This is a genomic window from Paenisporosarcina sp. NPDC076907, from assembly GCF_050269735.1.
GTDB lineage: Bacteria > Bacillota > Bacilli > Bacillales_A > Planococcaceae > Paenisporosarcina.
On record NZ_JBNNIX010000006.1, the window covers coordinates 143,282 to 156,229 of the forward strand.

A 12,948-nucleotide genomic window follows, 5' to 3' on the forward strand; every position below is an offset into this window, starting at 1 on the left:
CTTCAAGATGGCTTCATCTTACCGCGCGAAGATGAACCCAATATGAACAAGGTATTACAGTTTCGGGAGCGTGACATGAATGAGCGTTCCTACACCAAGCTCACTTTCAATTTTCACGAAACCATGGTGACGCTTCACAATTTCACTGACAATCGCAAGTCCAAGCCCCGTTCCTTCTTTTTCACGAGTACGTGACAAATCAGCTCGGTAAAAACGGTCAAAGGCTTTTTCAGATTGCTCGACTGTCATCCCGATTCCAGAATCTTTTATGGTTACATGCAGTTCGTTGTCCAGTTCATAACCAGTGATCTGAATATATCCTCTTAGTTGATTATATTTCACCGCATTGGTTATGAGGTTCTCCCATACTTGCATCAACATATCTGCATTACCTTGCGTTAAAAGATTAGGCATGTCCATTCGAACATCGAGTTGAAGATCTTCGAACCGCCATTCATTCTGTCGCATCGTACGTTCAATTTGCTCTTTAATTGAGACTCTTTCAATTGCGGGTTGATACGACTCGTTATCTAGTGACGTTAAATACAGCAGTTGCTTCGTTAAAGCAGATAATCTCTTACTCTCCAGCTCCACAATCTCGGCATAGTACATTCGATCAGTTGGAGTGACTGCCTCATCAGCCAGTAGTTGCGCATAGCCTTGTATGTTTTGTAAGGGTGACTGGAAATCATGCGATACATGACTCATAAAGTCTTTTCTGACTTGATCATTCTCTTTTAAGCGATCCGCCATAAGTTGAAAACTTTTTGCGAGTTGTCCAATTTCATCTTTACTCGAAATAGCGATGGATCCATCAAAACGTTCGTTTGCCATTTTTCTTGTTGCTTCCGTTAATACGGTAATCGGTTGAATCATTTTTCTTGCGACGATTAACATAGCCATCAAACTAAAAATGAGCATAGCTGCAGCCAATCCGCCTAATAATACATGCACTTCTGTAAATAACATCTTAATGTTTGGGCGAATAAATAAAGCGTACCTTTCATTGTTGTACGTAAAAGGGACACCCACTGTATTCTTCAATTCATTTGAGAAAAAGCCAGTCACGAATGTTTCTTTTGGATAATCTCGCATGCCGTGATAGATTTCTCCATCAAGCACTTCTTTTTTTATACTGATCGGTAATGCAGATTCTCGAAATGGACCTCCATAAAAATTGCTATCTCCTTTATCATTGGTCAAAAACAATTGATAGCCCGAACTCCCAAATACTTCGAGTGATTCGGCCAAAGGAACGTCTGAGTTTTTCTCTATGAAAGCAACCATTCCTTGTGCAATCCCTACATTTTTAATGTCATTTTGTTCCTTTAATTGTTGGTGGTAATATGTATTAACTAATAAAAATCCGAGAGTAGCACTACCTACCATAATAGCTAACGTCACAACGACAAACTTACTGTATAAGGACTTCATGACTGAGCCTCCAGCTTATATCCTACTCCGCGAATCGTTATAATTTGCACGTCTGAAACAAATCCTTCTAAGCGTTCTCGAAGGCGTTTAATGTGAACACTCAATGTCTGTTCATCACCCTCGTAATCGTACCCCCACACCTGTTCCATCAATGCACGACGTTGAAATACAGTACCTGGGCTTGAGGCAAGTAGCGCGAGCAATTCAAACTCTTTTAACGGTAACCACTTTGTTTCGGCTCCATTTGAAATATCGAACTTCTTGCGGTTAATGACGAGGGAACCCACTTGCTTACGCATTTCATTAGGTTGTGCACTTCGTCTGAGCACAGCGCCAATTCGAAATAGCAGTTCCTGCGGTTCAAAAGGCTTCACGACGTAGTCATCAGAACCTGCAAGAAACCCTTTTTCTTTATCTTCCAACTGACTTTTAGCCGTGACCATAATCACAGGTAAGTCAAAGTCGTCTCGAATCGTTTTGGTCAAGGAGAAACCGTCCATCCCTGGCATCATCACGTCCACAACGACAACATGTGGCCACACACAAGGAATCATTTTAAGCGCACTTTCAGCATCTGGTGCTTTTTCCACACGGTAACCCGCTTTGGTTAAATGAATACTCATAAGTGTTAATATATTCGGATCATCGTCTACTAGTAAAATTGTGCGCATGTAATCAGCCCCTTTTTTGGCTCAAGGCATCCGAAGCTTCCGAACTTCTGCAATCAGTAGCCCTGACAATAAAATCACGACCGTGGTCAAGTAGAACCAAAGGACGAGTACGATAATTCCTGAGAGCTGGCCATATAGCCGTTTGTAATTGACATTGGATACGTAGTCGGCAAAAAGAAGAGAAACCACTTGCCAACCGACTGCAGACAATAAAGCGCCTGGCCATACATCACGGAAAGTCTGTTTTTCATTTGGTACGATCTTATAAAAGAGCAGGAAAAACAAGAATAAAAACACAGATCCAAGTCCCCATTTAACTGCTGGCCAAATGTAAATCCAGCCTTGCCAATCATCGAGGGTTCCTGCGTTTGATACTACCCAGTGCAATCCACTTTCAATGAAAGGCAAAAACAAGGATAACGGGACAAGGGTCATAAACAAAAGGGTCACGCCAAGATCTCGAAGTAAGCCTTTCCAATACGGAAGTGTACTTTTAATTCCATTCGCTTCATTTAATGCGCGGGCAAGCGCCTGTACAGCCATGGATGAAATCCAAAAAGCAGCCAGTAAACTGAGAGACAAGACGCGTCCTTTGTCGGCAGCCAGGATATTAGCCACATTGTCTTCGATTAAATTGAACGATTCACCAGGAGCAAACGGTCTTAAGAAATTTATAATCTGTTGTGCATCTACCGGAAAGAAGCTGATTAATGACAGAATAAAAAGTAGAAAAGGAAATACGGATAATAGCAGGTAATAAGCGGTTTGCGCCGCTTCATCAAAGAAACGCTCTGCAAAAAATCGCACAAAAATACGTGTAACGAGCTTCATATGTTGTTCCTCCAAGCTTGTTCTAATGTCATTGTGACCGAAACATATGGGATTGAGCAAGAAAAAACCCCATACATAGTGTAAGGGGAGAAAATGTTCGTTTTGGCTGCCCTTCTTTTGACTTAATAATCTCGATTTTCTATGCTTTGATTTGCAAATGTGTGAGTTTCTCTGGATTCGCAACCATATATATACGAGCAATTTGGTCGCCCTCGAATTCAAAAGAAAGCACATACGAAACGGAGTTATTAATCGATATGATACCTCCGGGACTTCCATTTACAACTCTGAATTCAACTGTAGCATTAGCAGGAAACTTCTTGAAAATACCGATGAATAAAAGTGCAATACGATTTGATGTGTAAATTGGTTTTAATGCACTTGTTACCTTACCTCCGCCATCGGCGATATAGATAGCATCTGCTCGTAATAATTCCAACATCTTGTCAATATTTCCTTTTTGAAGGGCCATAGTAAACTGCTCGATACTGTTCTTCATTGATTGGAAATCGACCGTGGGACCGTTTGGAAGATTGGTAATACTTTTTTTGGACCTATGATAAATTTGCCTACAGTTTGATGAGGATTTCTCAACAATTTCTCCAATTTCATCATAACTGTACCCAAATGCTTCACGCAGAATGAAGACAGCACGTTCGACTTCAGATAACTGTTGTAAAAGCAGGAGATAAGCGATTGAAATAGATTCTTTCATTAAATAAATTTGAGAAGGTTCATGACCGCTTTCCACAATTGGTTCTGGTAGCCATTCTCCAATATAAACTTCTCTCTTACTAGCTGCAGAACCCAATTTGTCTAAAGTGCAATTCATCACTATCTTGCATAAATAAGCTTTCTCATTTTCAATCACTTTGACGTTACTTACATTGCTATATGCAATAAATGCCTCCTGAACAATATCTTCTGCATCCATAACACTCCCTGTCATTCGGTAAGCGATAGAAAACAACAAAGGTTTGTAAGTTTCATATAAATGGGCAGTATCCAAAAAAGGGCACCCTCTTTCACTTAGGTTCGTTTGGCTAAAATCTGAAGCGCTGCACACTTTCCACTTTCAACAGCGGCGTCTGCTAATATTTCATCATGTCCACACCAATCTCCTGCAATATATATACCTTTCATTTGAGGAATCTCTGGTCCAGGGTTATCTTTTCTTTTCACATGAGGAAAATCGTGTACTACTGTCATTTCCGGTAGAAATTGTTTTGCCACTACTTCATTTCTCCAATTCGAATGTAGTAAGTCCATACCCGTCTCTAATTGAACCTTAGCTTCTTGCGGACTTATTGATTGTTGCATGGGGTTATGGTATTTTACCAGGCTCACAACTAATGTATTATCTTCACTCAATTTTGCTGATCTAGACTGATTCGTAAAATAGTATGTCTGATCCAAACCAATAGCAAATTGATTTTCAGGATTAGGCAACTTTTTCAATCCTAAATCCAAGCAACTTGCTGTAACAGGAATTGTTTGATTCACCCATGTACTCAACAATGTGTTTTCTGAGCCAGTAACCATTTTTAACGTTTCCTTTGGAGGAGCGGCTATAACACAGGTTGGGACATGATATAACTCTCCATCTGAACAACGTATGCTTTGATACTGTTCGCGATGTTCGATTTCTATGACCTTTTTGCTATAGAAAATATCAACTCCGCTCTCTATTGCTTGCTTCTTGAGCTCTTGTATAATCGTTTCCCACCCACCATCTACATACATGACTCCTGTGGTCAGTCCGAGTTTTACTCGCATTAAAACGGGTTTTGCAAGCTGAAGCATGGGAGCACTGATATAAGTAGTCACTCTACACAATGAATAAAAAATGTGCCTTACCATTGGGTCACTTATTTCTCTTTCTGCCCAGTCACTCAAGCTTATCTCTGGGATAGAATCAAAATTACCCTTCGTTAACTTCAGCATTAATTTCAAGTACACTATTTTACCTTTCCATGTTAAAAGTTTAGATGATAAAACGGATGTAAAATTAGTCGGTATGGGATACACCTTATTTCTCCATATCCCTTGAGTTTTTACGGACGCATTTTCACCTGGAATAGATATTCCGAGTTCGGTTAGGACCTTCATCGCCTTCCCATCAATCAACAAAGCATGAACTCCTAAGTTCATAAGAACTCCATTTTTATTGTTTGTTATGGCTCTCCCACCCACTCGGTTAGATTTTTCCAAAACCAAGACCTTTTTTCCTTCCTTGACCAAAAAATTGGCAGCTGTCAATCCCGCAAGCCCTCCACCGATTATCGCAACATCATATTTATACATACAAATTCCCTCCTGATTTTTAATTCTGTAATCAAAACGAATGGAGAGGAGGTTTTGTGACAACTTGGAAAGATAAATAGTAAAGAAATTTTTCACCGAAGTAGGTTGGGTAAATGGAAGTGTTGCATTATCAAATGCAGCAATCGCCTTTATGTCTAAATAATCTTCTACAAAACAAAAAAGATCGATTGCTTAATGTAAGCCGTTCAGTTTTGAATCACTAATCTCAAATTTAAACTCGAAATAGACCTCCAATTATGATATCAATTGGAGGTCTATTTTTTATTGTTGTATCAAGGTTTTGTTGCTATTTTAACGTCATTTTCGACCCCTAAATCGAACCTCATTTCGACGAACTACAATTATAATTGTAGTGGCTCTAAATAGTCCTCTAAAAGTATGGATATTTACACTCCAAATTGGTGCCTATTTAAGTAAATAAAAAACGCCAAACAACTCGTGTTCGGCGTAAGGTATTAATGTTCTTATTTTACTATAGCCCCCGTTAATAATGTTAGTACTAATTAAATTCGAAGGTTTCCTTCATTTCATATAACTTAAAATAATCTTCTTTAACAATTATTGAGATTACTGTATCTCCTTTTCTAAAAAAATGAGCGTGCCCCGCTCGCTCATTTTCAACCTCTTCCCAACCCCATTTTTTCATTTCTTCAAAATAGTTAAGAGGTGGATAAAGGCCTTGTTCCCCTCCAATATTTTCAAGATTATACTTAATTCCATTATTGATATTAGGATTGTTAAAATTTAGTTCACTTGCTACAGCATTAGCTGGGACAGGAATTTCCTCATTTATTTCTGACTTTTTATAACCGTCAACGTTAGAATTTTTCTGACCTTGTTCATTACAAGCACACAAAAGGAAAGAAAACAAAAGAATCACTATCATTTTCTTCAAAACTTTTCACCTCCATAGGTCTCCGATTCTTCAACTATCCTGCCCTTTAGTTGAAGAAACACATTCCTATTTTACCACCATTATCCATCTATCAGTATGAAAAGAATGAATATTTTATCAATTAGTAATGTAAATAGCCCTGCTAAAAGCAGGGCTATTTGAGTAATTATTTGATTGCTTAAAAGGACTTAAAAACCTAAACAGGTTTGACTACTTATTCTTAAAAAAGTGATTCAAAACTGAACGGCTTATGCTTAATGCCGGTCTTTTTGTTAATTATGGATGAGTGTAATTTTCACGGGTTCGTCTTTACTTCAATCATAATCGGAATTTCACGGGTTGGAATGACTCTAAGTCACGCATGACTTGTGCTACTTCAGAAGCTGTTATTTTTTCACTACGCATATTATGGATCGACTCTTCTTCACGTGTGGCATGGACCGCAATTTCATCTATCCATGTCTCAGAAATATTTAATTCCCTCAGCGAAGTAGGTAAGCCCAATTTATAATAGAACGGCAGCAATCGCTCCACTTCACTTTCTTTTTGTTCAAGAAGCAATTGAACCAATATCCCGTAAGCTACTTTATTTCCATGAAGCGCTTCGTGCGACTCGGGTGCAATGGTCATTCCATTATGAATGGAGTGGGCACCTGCTATGCGACCAAAGTTATCGCCAAATCCACCCACCATGCCGCCAAGCATGATAATGGATTCCACTACTTTTATAAATGACGCTGACACTCGGGCTTCTTTCGCGTCTACGATGGCACGTTCGGCATGATCAAACATTTCTTCAGCACACAGCCGTGCGGTATGATGAGCGACTTTCAGCGCAACCGGGGGATGGGTTAATCGCCGAATTTGTACGTCTGCCTCATACCACTTGGCTAGCGTGTCGCCGATGCCTGCAATTAAAAGTGGAGCGGGGGCTTCCACTAAAATGCGCGGCTCGACGAGAAGAAGGTCAACACTCATGGGGTACACATCGTAATGTGTCATGACCCCATCATCCGAATAAATAACGCTTAGTGGTGTCCACGGTGCGCAGTTTGAAGCGAGTGTTGGTATTAATACCGACTTCGTTCTACTTGCGCTAGCAGCCGCTTTCACCACGTCCAATACTTTTCCTCCACCTACTCCGATGATGGCCTCGACACCATGGGATTGTGCCAAAACAGACACTCGGTTAATCTCAGTGAGGGAACACTCTCCTTCATAGAAGGTGTGGAAAACTTGGGTGTTTTTTAGATTTGGAAAATAATAGCGCGCTGCATTCCATGATTTCACACCCGAAACAATTAGAACTTGGTGAATACCTCTTAGCAGTAACTTGTTTTCTAATTCATCCAGAACACCACTTTTACAAACATATTCGGCTGGTGCGCCCCGAACGATGATGTCTTCCACAAAAACCCTTCTTTCTTAACGGTTTTCCATCCACTCTGGTTTGCCGAAACCTTCGAATTCCGCATCGATGATTCCCTCGAATTCTGGTGCTTCTACGACTTCAATTAAATCTTTCGCTAACTGTGAGTCTTTGTTCGCAGTCGTTACAGTAACCAGGTTGCGGTATCGGTCTGGCATGTTCTCAAGCAAGATTGCATCCAGGAGGCTCATTTCCGCTGCCAAAGCAAAGTTACCAGGTACGGTAGCTAAGTCCGCACTGTCCACTGCACGTGGAAGTTGACCCGCTTCGATCGGTTGGAACACCAAGTTCTTCGCATTTGTCTTAATGTCTTTTTCAGACACTTTCAATGGTTCTGCATTCGGATCCAATTCTATTAATCCATGATCTTGCAAGATTAAGAATGTGCGAGCTGCATTCACAGGGTCATTCGGGATGGCAATGGTTGCTCCATCCTTGATTTCATCAACAGATTTGAACTTGTTAGAGTAAATCCCCATTGGAGCTGTCGGCACTGAAATCAAGCCAGTCAATTCCATATCATTTTCTTTCGCGAAGTTTTCTAAGTAAATCGAGTGCTGGAAAAGGTTTGCGTCAATATCTCCATTGTCCAAGGCAATATTCGGTTGTATATAGTCACTGAATTCAACGATTTTCACTTTGTACCCTTTTTCTTCAAGAGCGGGTTTGATTGCCTTATTGAGCATGTCGCTATAAGGACCTGCAGATCCGCCTAATGTTACGGCCTTGTCGTTGTCGGCATCGCCTTTTGACTCTTTGTCACTTCCTCCACATGCAGCAAGTGCCGCTGTCAGTAAGACTAGAATCAACGAAAATAGAATTTTTTTCATCTCTGTTTCTCTCCCTTTTTATCGTTTATCTATTGCTTTTGACGTCCAGTCACCCAACTGCTGAATGATTTGAACGAGAACAATTAAAATCACAACAGTCACGATCATGATTGTATTGTCGTAACGGTAATATCCGAAGCGAATCGCTAAGTCTCCAATACCGCCACCTCCTACAACTCCCGCCATTGCGGAGTAAGCAACTAAGCTGATGATGGTTAATGTTATGCCTTGTACAAGGCTTGATTTCGCTTCAGGCAATAACACATCTTTAATGATCATCCATGGTGTTGCGCCAACTGCAATGGCTGCTTCGATCACTCCTTTATCAATCTCGCGAAGTGACGTTTCAACAATCCGGGCGAAGAAAGGAATGGCGGCAACCGATAATGATACACTTGCAGCTGCTGGACCAATCGTTGAATCGACGAGTAACTTGGTTAAGGGAATAAGGGCTACCAACAAAATGATGAATGGAATCGAACGTACCATATTGACGATAAAACCGAGTATTCCTTTGATTACTCGATTTTCTAAAAATAAACCCCGATCAGTAACGAATAGGATGATGCCTAGTGGTAATCCGATAACAATGGCAACTGCTAATGAAATTCCGATCATATACATCGTTTGCCCGAATGCCTTCAGGATTTCTGGCCATAATTCAATTACATTCTGGATATCAATGCCCACTTCTTACCACCTCCACTTGCGCCCCGCGTCCTTCCATATACGTGATGGCTCTTGTTACATTTTCTGGTTGTCCTTGAATTTCCATCAAAAACAAGCCAAGTGGTACTTCCTGTATGTATTCAATCGAGCCATGCAAGAAATTACCGCGCACATCAAAATTCTGAACCATATCCGATATGACCCCTTCTCCCGCCACATTTCCTTTAAACAACACTTTCACAATGCGTCCAGTGACTTGATCCAAAATCGATTGAGGTACTTCAAACGACACCACACTGCTGATGAATTCTTTCGTTAAATCTGCTTGAGGATTAGAGAAAATATCGTATACCATTCCTTCTTCAACAACGCGCCCATCCTGCATAACGGCCATACGATCACATATTTCTTTTACCACATTCATTTCGTGCGTGATTAATACAATTGTGATGTTCAATTCACGGTTGATTTTTTTAAGTAATCGAAGAATGGATAAGGTCGTATTCGGATCCAGCGCTGATGTTGCTTCATCACAAAGCAAAACAGATGGGTTGTTTGCCAGTGCACGCGCTATCCCTACACGTTGCTTTTGTCCACCACTCAACTGTGCCGGATACACATCCTTCTTATCGGTCAGCCCGACCATCTCAAGCAATTCCAAAACACGCGTGGCCATTTTTTCTTTTGGCGTATCCGCAGCTTTTAATGCAAATGCAATATTTTCTGCAACTGTTTTTTGGCTGATTAAGTAAAAGTGTTGAAAGATCATGCCAATCTTCAAACGGGCTTTACGCAATTGTTCTCCTTTTAACTTTGTCAGGTCGCGACCATCTACTTCGATTTGGCCACTCGTTGGTCGTTCAAGTAAATTGATGCACCGTAACAGTGAACTCTTTCCTGCACCGGAGTATCCAACAATCCCGAACACTTCCCCTTCATTGATCGTAAGATTCACTCGGTCTACACCGATAACCGACCCTTTTTTCGTTACGTACTCTTTAGATAAATCAATAATGTGTATCATCACATGCTCCTTTTCACCAAATAAAAAATGCCTCTTTCATCATGAAAGAGGCACCGAAAAATGGATTTTGGGTTATCTTTCAGAATGAACTCATTCTGTAGGAATTGGCACCTTCCCAGCTTGTGCTGGGGGTTGCCGGACGTCATAGGGCCTATCCCTCGGTCTCTCTTGATAATGTTCCATATGTAGTTGTTTTGTTGCTCGAAATAAATCTTACGATGTTTTTACACAGGTGTCAAATACTTTTTGAAAATAATTTTCATTTTTCAAATAAAGGTTTATAGAGTGAGGGTCTGCGATCTTCAAATACTGGTATGCGAGTTCGCACTTCTTCCACTTCTGAAAAATCAACATCAACGACAGCATATTCTTCATGTTCTGCGCCTGTCCACAACACTTTTCCCCAAGGTGCAATAATCATCGATTGACCATTGAACTGATTGTTCGGATCGTACCCAGTTCGGTTAACCGCAATTACGAAACATTGGTTTTCAATGGCACGGGCTTGAAGCAAGATTTTCCAATGGTCAATACGCGTCTCAGGCCATTGTGCTGGTAAAAATAGCACTTTCGCTCCTGCCAATGCATGCGCCCGTAGCCATTCAGGAAACCTTAGATCATAGCATATGACCCCGCCAGCTTGAATAGAACCTAATGAAAAAACATTTGCATGATTTCCTGCTTGTAAATAAAGATGTTCATCCATGAGACGGAACAAATGCGCTTTATCGTATTCGGCAACAAGCTCTCCCTCATTCGAAAAGACATACATCGTGTTGTAGAAGTGGTCTCCTTTTTTCGTCGAAACCGAACCTCCGACGATATGAACATGATATGTACGCGCTAACTCAGAAAGAACCTCTTTTGTCCGTTTCCCTTCTGGATCTGCCAGTTGATCTAATTGCGTTAATGCATAGGCCGTATTCCACATTTCAGGTAAGACAACGAGCTCTGCACCCTCACTTGCGACCTTTTTTATGTACTTTTGAACGTTGGAAAAATTTTTTTCAGGCTCGGCAAACGCTACGTCGAGTTGAATGCATGCGATTTTCATGGGTACACCCCCTGTAGACAAGATACACAAAAGATTATAAGATTTGGCTGATGATTGCAACTATTTCAGAAAATGAGGAAACGCCATGGAACTTTCTAAGAAGCTTCAACAATTACCACCACAATTCTTTGCTTCACTTGTTCAAAAAGTAGGAGCTGCAGTAGCAGAAGGGCGCGATGTAATCAATTTAGGTCAAGGAAACCCTGACCAACCAACACCGCCACACATCGTAATAGCCTTACAAGAAGCTGCAGAAAATCCGATTACACATAAATACTCACCCTTCCGAGGAATTAGCGAATTAAAAGAGGCTGCAGCCGATTTTTATAAACGCGAATACAACGTTGACATCGACCCTACAACTGAAGTAGCGGTGTTATTTGGAACGAAAATCGGACTGGTTGAGTTGCCGATGGCTGTACTGAATCCGGGAGATTTAATGTTACTGCCTGACCCAGGCTATCCGGATTATTTATCAGGTGTCGTTATGGCAGACGTGCAATATGAAACGTTACCACTTATTGCTGCAAATCAATTTTTACCAGATTACTCTATGCTTTCTGAAGCAACAAAAGAACGTGCAAAACTTATGTATCTGAACTACCCAAATAATCCTACTGGAGCTACTGCAGACCTTGAATTCTTCAACCAAACAGTAGCGTTCGCAAAAGAGAACAGCATTGCTGTATCACACGATTTTGCCTATGGTGCCATTGGATTTGATGGCGTAAAACCGGTAAGTTTCCTTCAAGCAGAAGGAGCCAAAGAGATAGGAATTGAAATGTATACGCTATCGAAAACGTACAACATGGCAGGTTGGCGTGTTGGTTTTGCTGTGGGCAATAAAGACATGATTGAAGCCCTTAACTTGATTCAAGACCACTTATTCGTTAGCCTTTTTCCTGCCGTACAGCATGCTGCAATCGCTGCATTAGGTGAAAACCAATTGTGTGTAACCGCATTGGTCGATCGTTACGAAAACCGTCGCAATGCCTTTATTGACGCTTGCAAAACGATCGGCTGGCAAGTTGAAGCCCCTACAGGCTCATTCTTTGCTTGGCTACCCGTGCCAAAAGGATACACAAGCCAGGAATTTGCAGATAAACTCTTAAACGAAGCAGACGTAGCCGTAGCCCCAGGAAATGGCTTTGGTGAATTTGGAGAAGGCTATATACGCGTAGGGCTATTAGTGGATGAACATCGTTTGGAAGAAGCCGTTAAGCGAATTGGAGAGTTGAATATTTTTTGAGTATAAAAATGAGTAGTCGTATTAGAGTTTAACCTCTTTACTCCGGAGTTCATTCTATAGCGAGTGCTTTTCCAACAGAAAGAGCCATTCAACGTCAGTGGTATGGCTCCCATTTAGGGGGCTTATCATATTGTGGTGTCTCATAAGGCAAGTTAGGTTGGCGAATGAAACTAGATTTTGTTCGTGAAAGTGGCTTTTTTGTTTTTATCGCTCATATGACGGTGTTTATCGCTCAAACTGGGGATTGCTGAGCCAAACAACGTATTTTAAATGGACTTGCTCTAAAGAATCCCTCTCCAACAGAAAAGAGCCATTCAACGTCAGTGGAATGGCTCCCATTTAGGGGTTCAAGTTCAAAATATGAATAGCTTTATACCCCTTAATGGTCTTGTTTCCGCTTCGCTCCTGTTCAAACCCTTAAAAAAGATCACAAAAAAACCGATACCTCGGAAGGTACCGGTTTTTTACTTTGCCTAGCGACGTCCTACTCTCACAGGGGGAAACCCCCAACTACCATCGGCGCTAAAGAGCTTAACT

At 41.0% G+C, this 12,948-nt stretch carries 12 protein-coding genes and 1 riboswitch; of the genes, 1 reads left to right on the plus strand and 11 read right to left on the minus strand.

What is annotated here, in order from left to right:
* Positions 1 to 54 precede the first annotated feature (54 nt).
* From ACQKEV_RS16270 to ACQKEV_RS16320, 11 genes are all read right to left on the minus strand, one after another.
* Complete coding sequence (locus ACQKEV_RS16270; RefSeq protein ID WP_427447654.1) at positions 55 to 1,434, minus strand: ATP-binding protein; 1,380 nt, start codon at positions 1,432 to 1,434, stop codon at positions 55 to 57.
* On the minus strand, positions 1,431 to 2,105 hold the full coding sequence (locus ACQKEV_RS16275) for a response regulator transcription factor (RefSeq protein ID WP_427447656.1): 675 nt from the start codon (positions 2,103 to 2,105) through the stop codon (positions 1,431 to 1,433). The genes ACQKEV_RS16270 and ACQKEV_RS16275 overlap by 4 nt, the downstream gene beginning before the upstream one ends.
* Positions 2,106 to 2,126: 21 nt before the next feature.
* On the minus strand, positions 2,127 to 2,936 hold the full coding sequence (locus tag ACQKEV_RS16280; RefSeq protein WP_427447657.1) for a YihY/virulence factor BrkB family protein: 810 nt from the start codon (positions 2,934 to 2,936) through the stop codon (positions 2,127 to 2,129).
* Positions 2,937 to 3,075: 139 nt separating this feature from the next.
* A complete protein-coding gene (locus tag ACQKEV_RS16285) occupies positions 3,076 to 3,945 on the minus strand; it encodes an RNA polymerase sigma-70 factor (protein ID WP_427447659.1) in 870 nt (289 codons plus the stop codon).
* 20 nt (positions 3,946 to 3,965) lie between these two features.
* Complete coding sequence (locus tag ACQKEV_RS16290) at positions 3,966 to 5,240, minus strand: protoporphyrinogen/coproporphyrinogen oxidase (RefSeq protein ID WP_427447675.1); 1,275 nt, start codon at positions 5,238 to 5,240, stop codon at positions 3,966 to 3,968.
* A gap of 520 nt (positions 5,241 to 5,760) precedes the next feature.
* A complete protein-coding gene (locus tag ACQKEV_RS16295) occupies positions 5,761 to 6,156 on the minus strand; it encodes a hypothetical protein (RefSeq protein ID WP_427447661.1) in 396 nt (131 codons plus the stop codon).
* Positions 6,157 to 6,474: 318 nt separating this feature from the next.
* Positions 6,475 to 7,566: an iron-containing alcohol dehydrogenase family protein gene (locus tag ACQKEV_RS16300; RefSeq protein ID WP_427447663.1), complete on the minus strand. Its 1,092-nt coding sequence runs from the start codon at positions 7,564 to 7,566 to the stop codon at positions 6,475 to 6,477.
* A 15-nt stretch (positions 7,567 to 7,581) separates the two neighbouring features.
* The gene (locus tag ACQKEV_RS16305; RefSeq protein WP_427447665.1) at positions 7,582 to 8,415 is read right to left on the minus strand and encodes a MetQ/NlpA family ABC transporter substrate-binding protein; all 834 of its coding nucleotides are present in this window, start codon (positions 8,413 to 8,415) and stop codon (positions 7,582 to 7,584) included.
* Positions 8,416 to 8,433: 18 nt separating this feature from the next.
* Positions 8,434 to 9,099 carry a methionine ABC transporter permease gene (locus ACQKEV_RS16310; RefSeq protein ID WP_427447677.1) on the minus strand — a complete coding sequence of 222 codons (666 nt, stop codon included), beginning with the start codon at positions 9,097 to 9,099 and terminating at the stop codon, positions 8,434 to 8,436.
* Positions 9,095 to 10,108 (minus strand): methionine ABC transporter ATP-binding protein, encoded by a 1,014-nt coding sequence (locus ACQKEV_RS16315; protein WP_427447666.1) that lies wholly within the window; start codon positions 10,106 to 10,108, stop codon positions 9,095 to 9,097. The genes ACQKEV_RS16310 and ACQKEV_RS16315 overlap by 5 nt, the downstream gene beginning before the upstream one ends.
* A 69-nt stretch (positions 10,109 to 10,177) precedes the next feature.
* A riboswitch (SAM riboswitch) is annotated at positions 10,178 to 10,286 on the minus strand.
* An 81-nt stretch (positions 10,287 to 10,367) separates the two neighbouring features.
* On the minus strand, positions 10,368 to 11,162 hold the full coding sequence (locus ACQKEV_RS16320) for a carbon-nitrogen family hydrolase (RefSeq protein ID WP_427447668.1): 795 nt from the start codon (positions 11,160 to 11,162) through the stop codon (positions 10,368 to 10,370).
* Between the two features lie 85 nt (positions 11,163 to 11,247).
* Between ACQKEV_RS16320 and ACQKEV_RS16325 the strand changes: the two genes are divergently transcribed.
* On the plus strand, positions 11,248 to 12,411 hold the full coding sequence (locus tag ACQKEV_RS16325) for a pyridoxal phosphate-dependent aminotransferase (RefSeq protein ID WP_427447670.1): 1,164 nt from the start codon (positions 11,248 to 11,250) through the stop codon (positions 12,409 to 12,411).
* The last annotated feature ends 537 nt before the right edge of the window (positions 12,412 to 12,948 follow it).

Excerpts from the sequence above, each read along its gene's own strand:
- ACQKEV_RS16270 (WP_427447654.1), bottom strand. The coding sequence starts at position 1,434 with ATGAAGTCCTTATACAGTAAGTTTGTCGTTGTGACGTTAGCTATTATG.
- ACQKEV_RS16275 (WP_427447656.1), bottom strand. The coding sequence starts at position 2,105 with ATGCGCACAATTTTACTAGTAGACGATGATCCGAATATATTAACACTT.
- ACQKEV_RS16280 (WP_427447657.1), bottom strand. The coding sequence starts at position 2,936 with ATGAAGCTCGTTACACGTATTTTTGTGCGATTTTTTGCAGAGCGTTTC.
- ACQKEV_RS16290 (WP_427447675.1), bottom strand. The coding sequence starts at position 5,240 with ATGTATAAATATGATGTTGCGATAATCGGTGGAGGGCTTGCGGGATTG.
- ACQKEV_RS16305 (WP_427447665.1), bottom strand. The coding sequence starts at position 8,415 with ATGAAAAAAATTCTATTTTCGTTGATTCTAGTCTTACTGACAGCGGCA.
- ACQKEV_RS16315 (WP_427447666.1), bottom strand. The coding sequence starts at position 10,108 with ATGATACACATTATTGATTTATCTAAAGAGTACGTAACGAAAAAAGGG.
- ACQKEV_RS16320 (WP_427447668.1), bottom strand. The coding sequence starts at position 11,162 with ATGAAAATCGCATGCATTCAACTCGACGTAGCGTTTGCCGAGCCTGAA.
- ACQKEV_RS16325 (WP_427447670.1), top strand. The coding sequence starts at position 11,248 with ATGGAACTTTCTAAGAAGCTTCAACAATTACCACCACAATTCTTTGCT.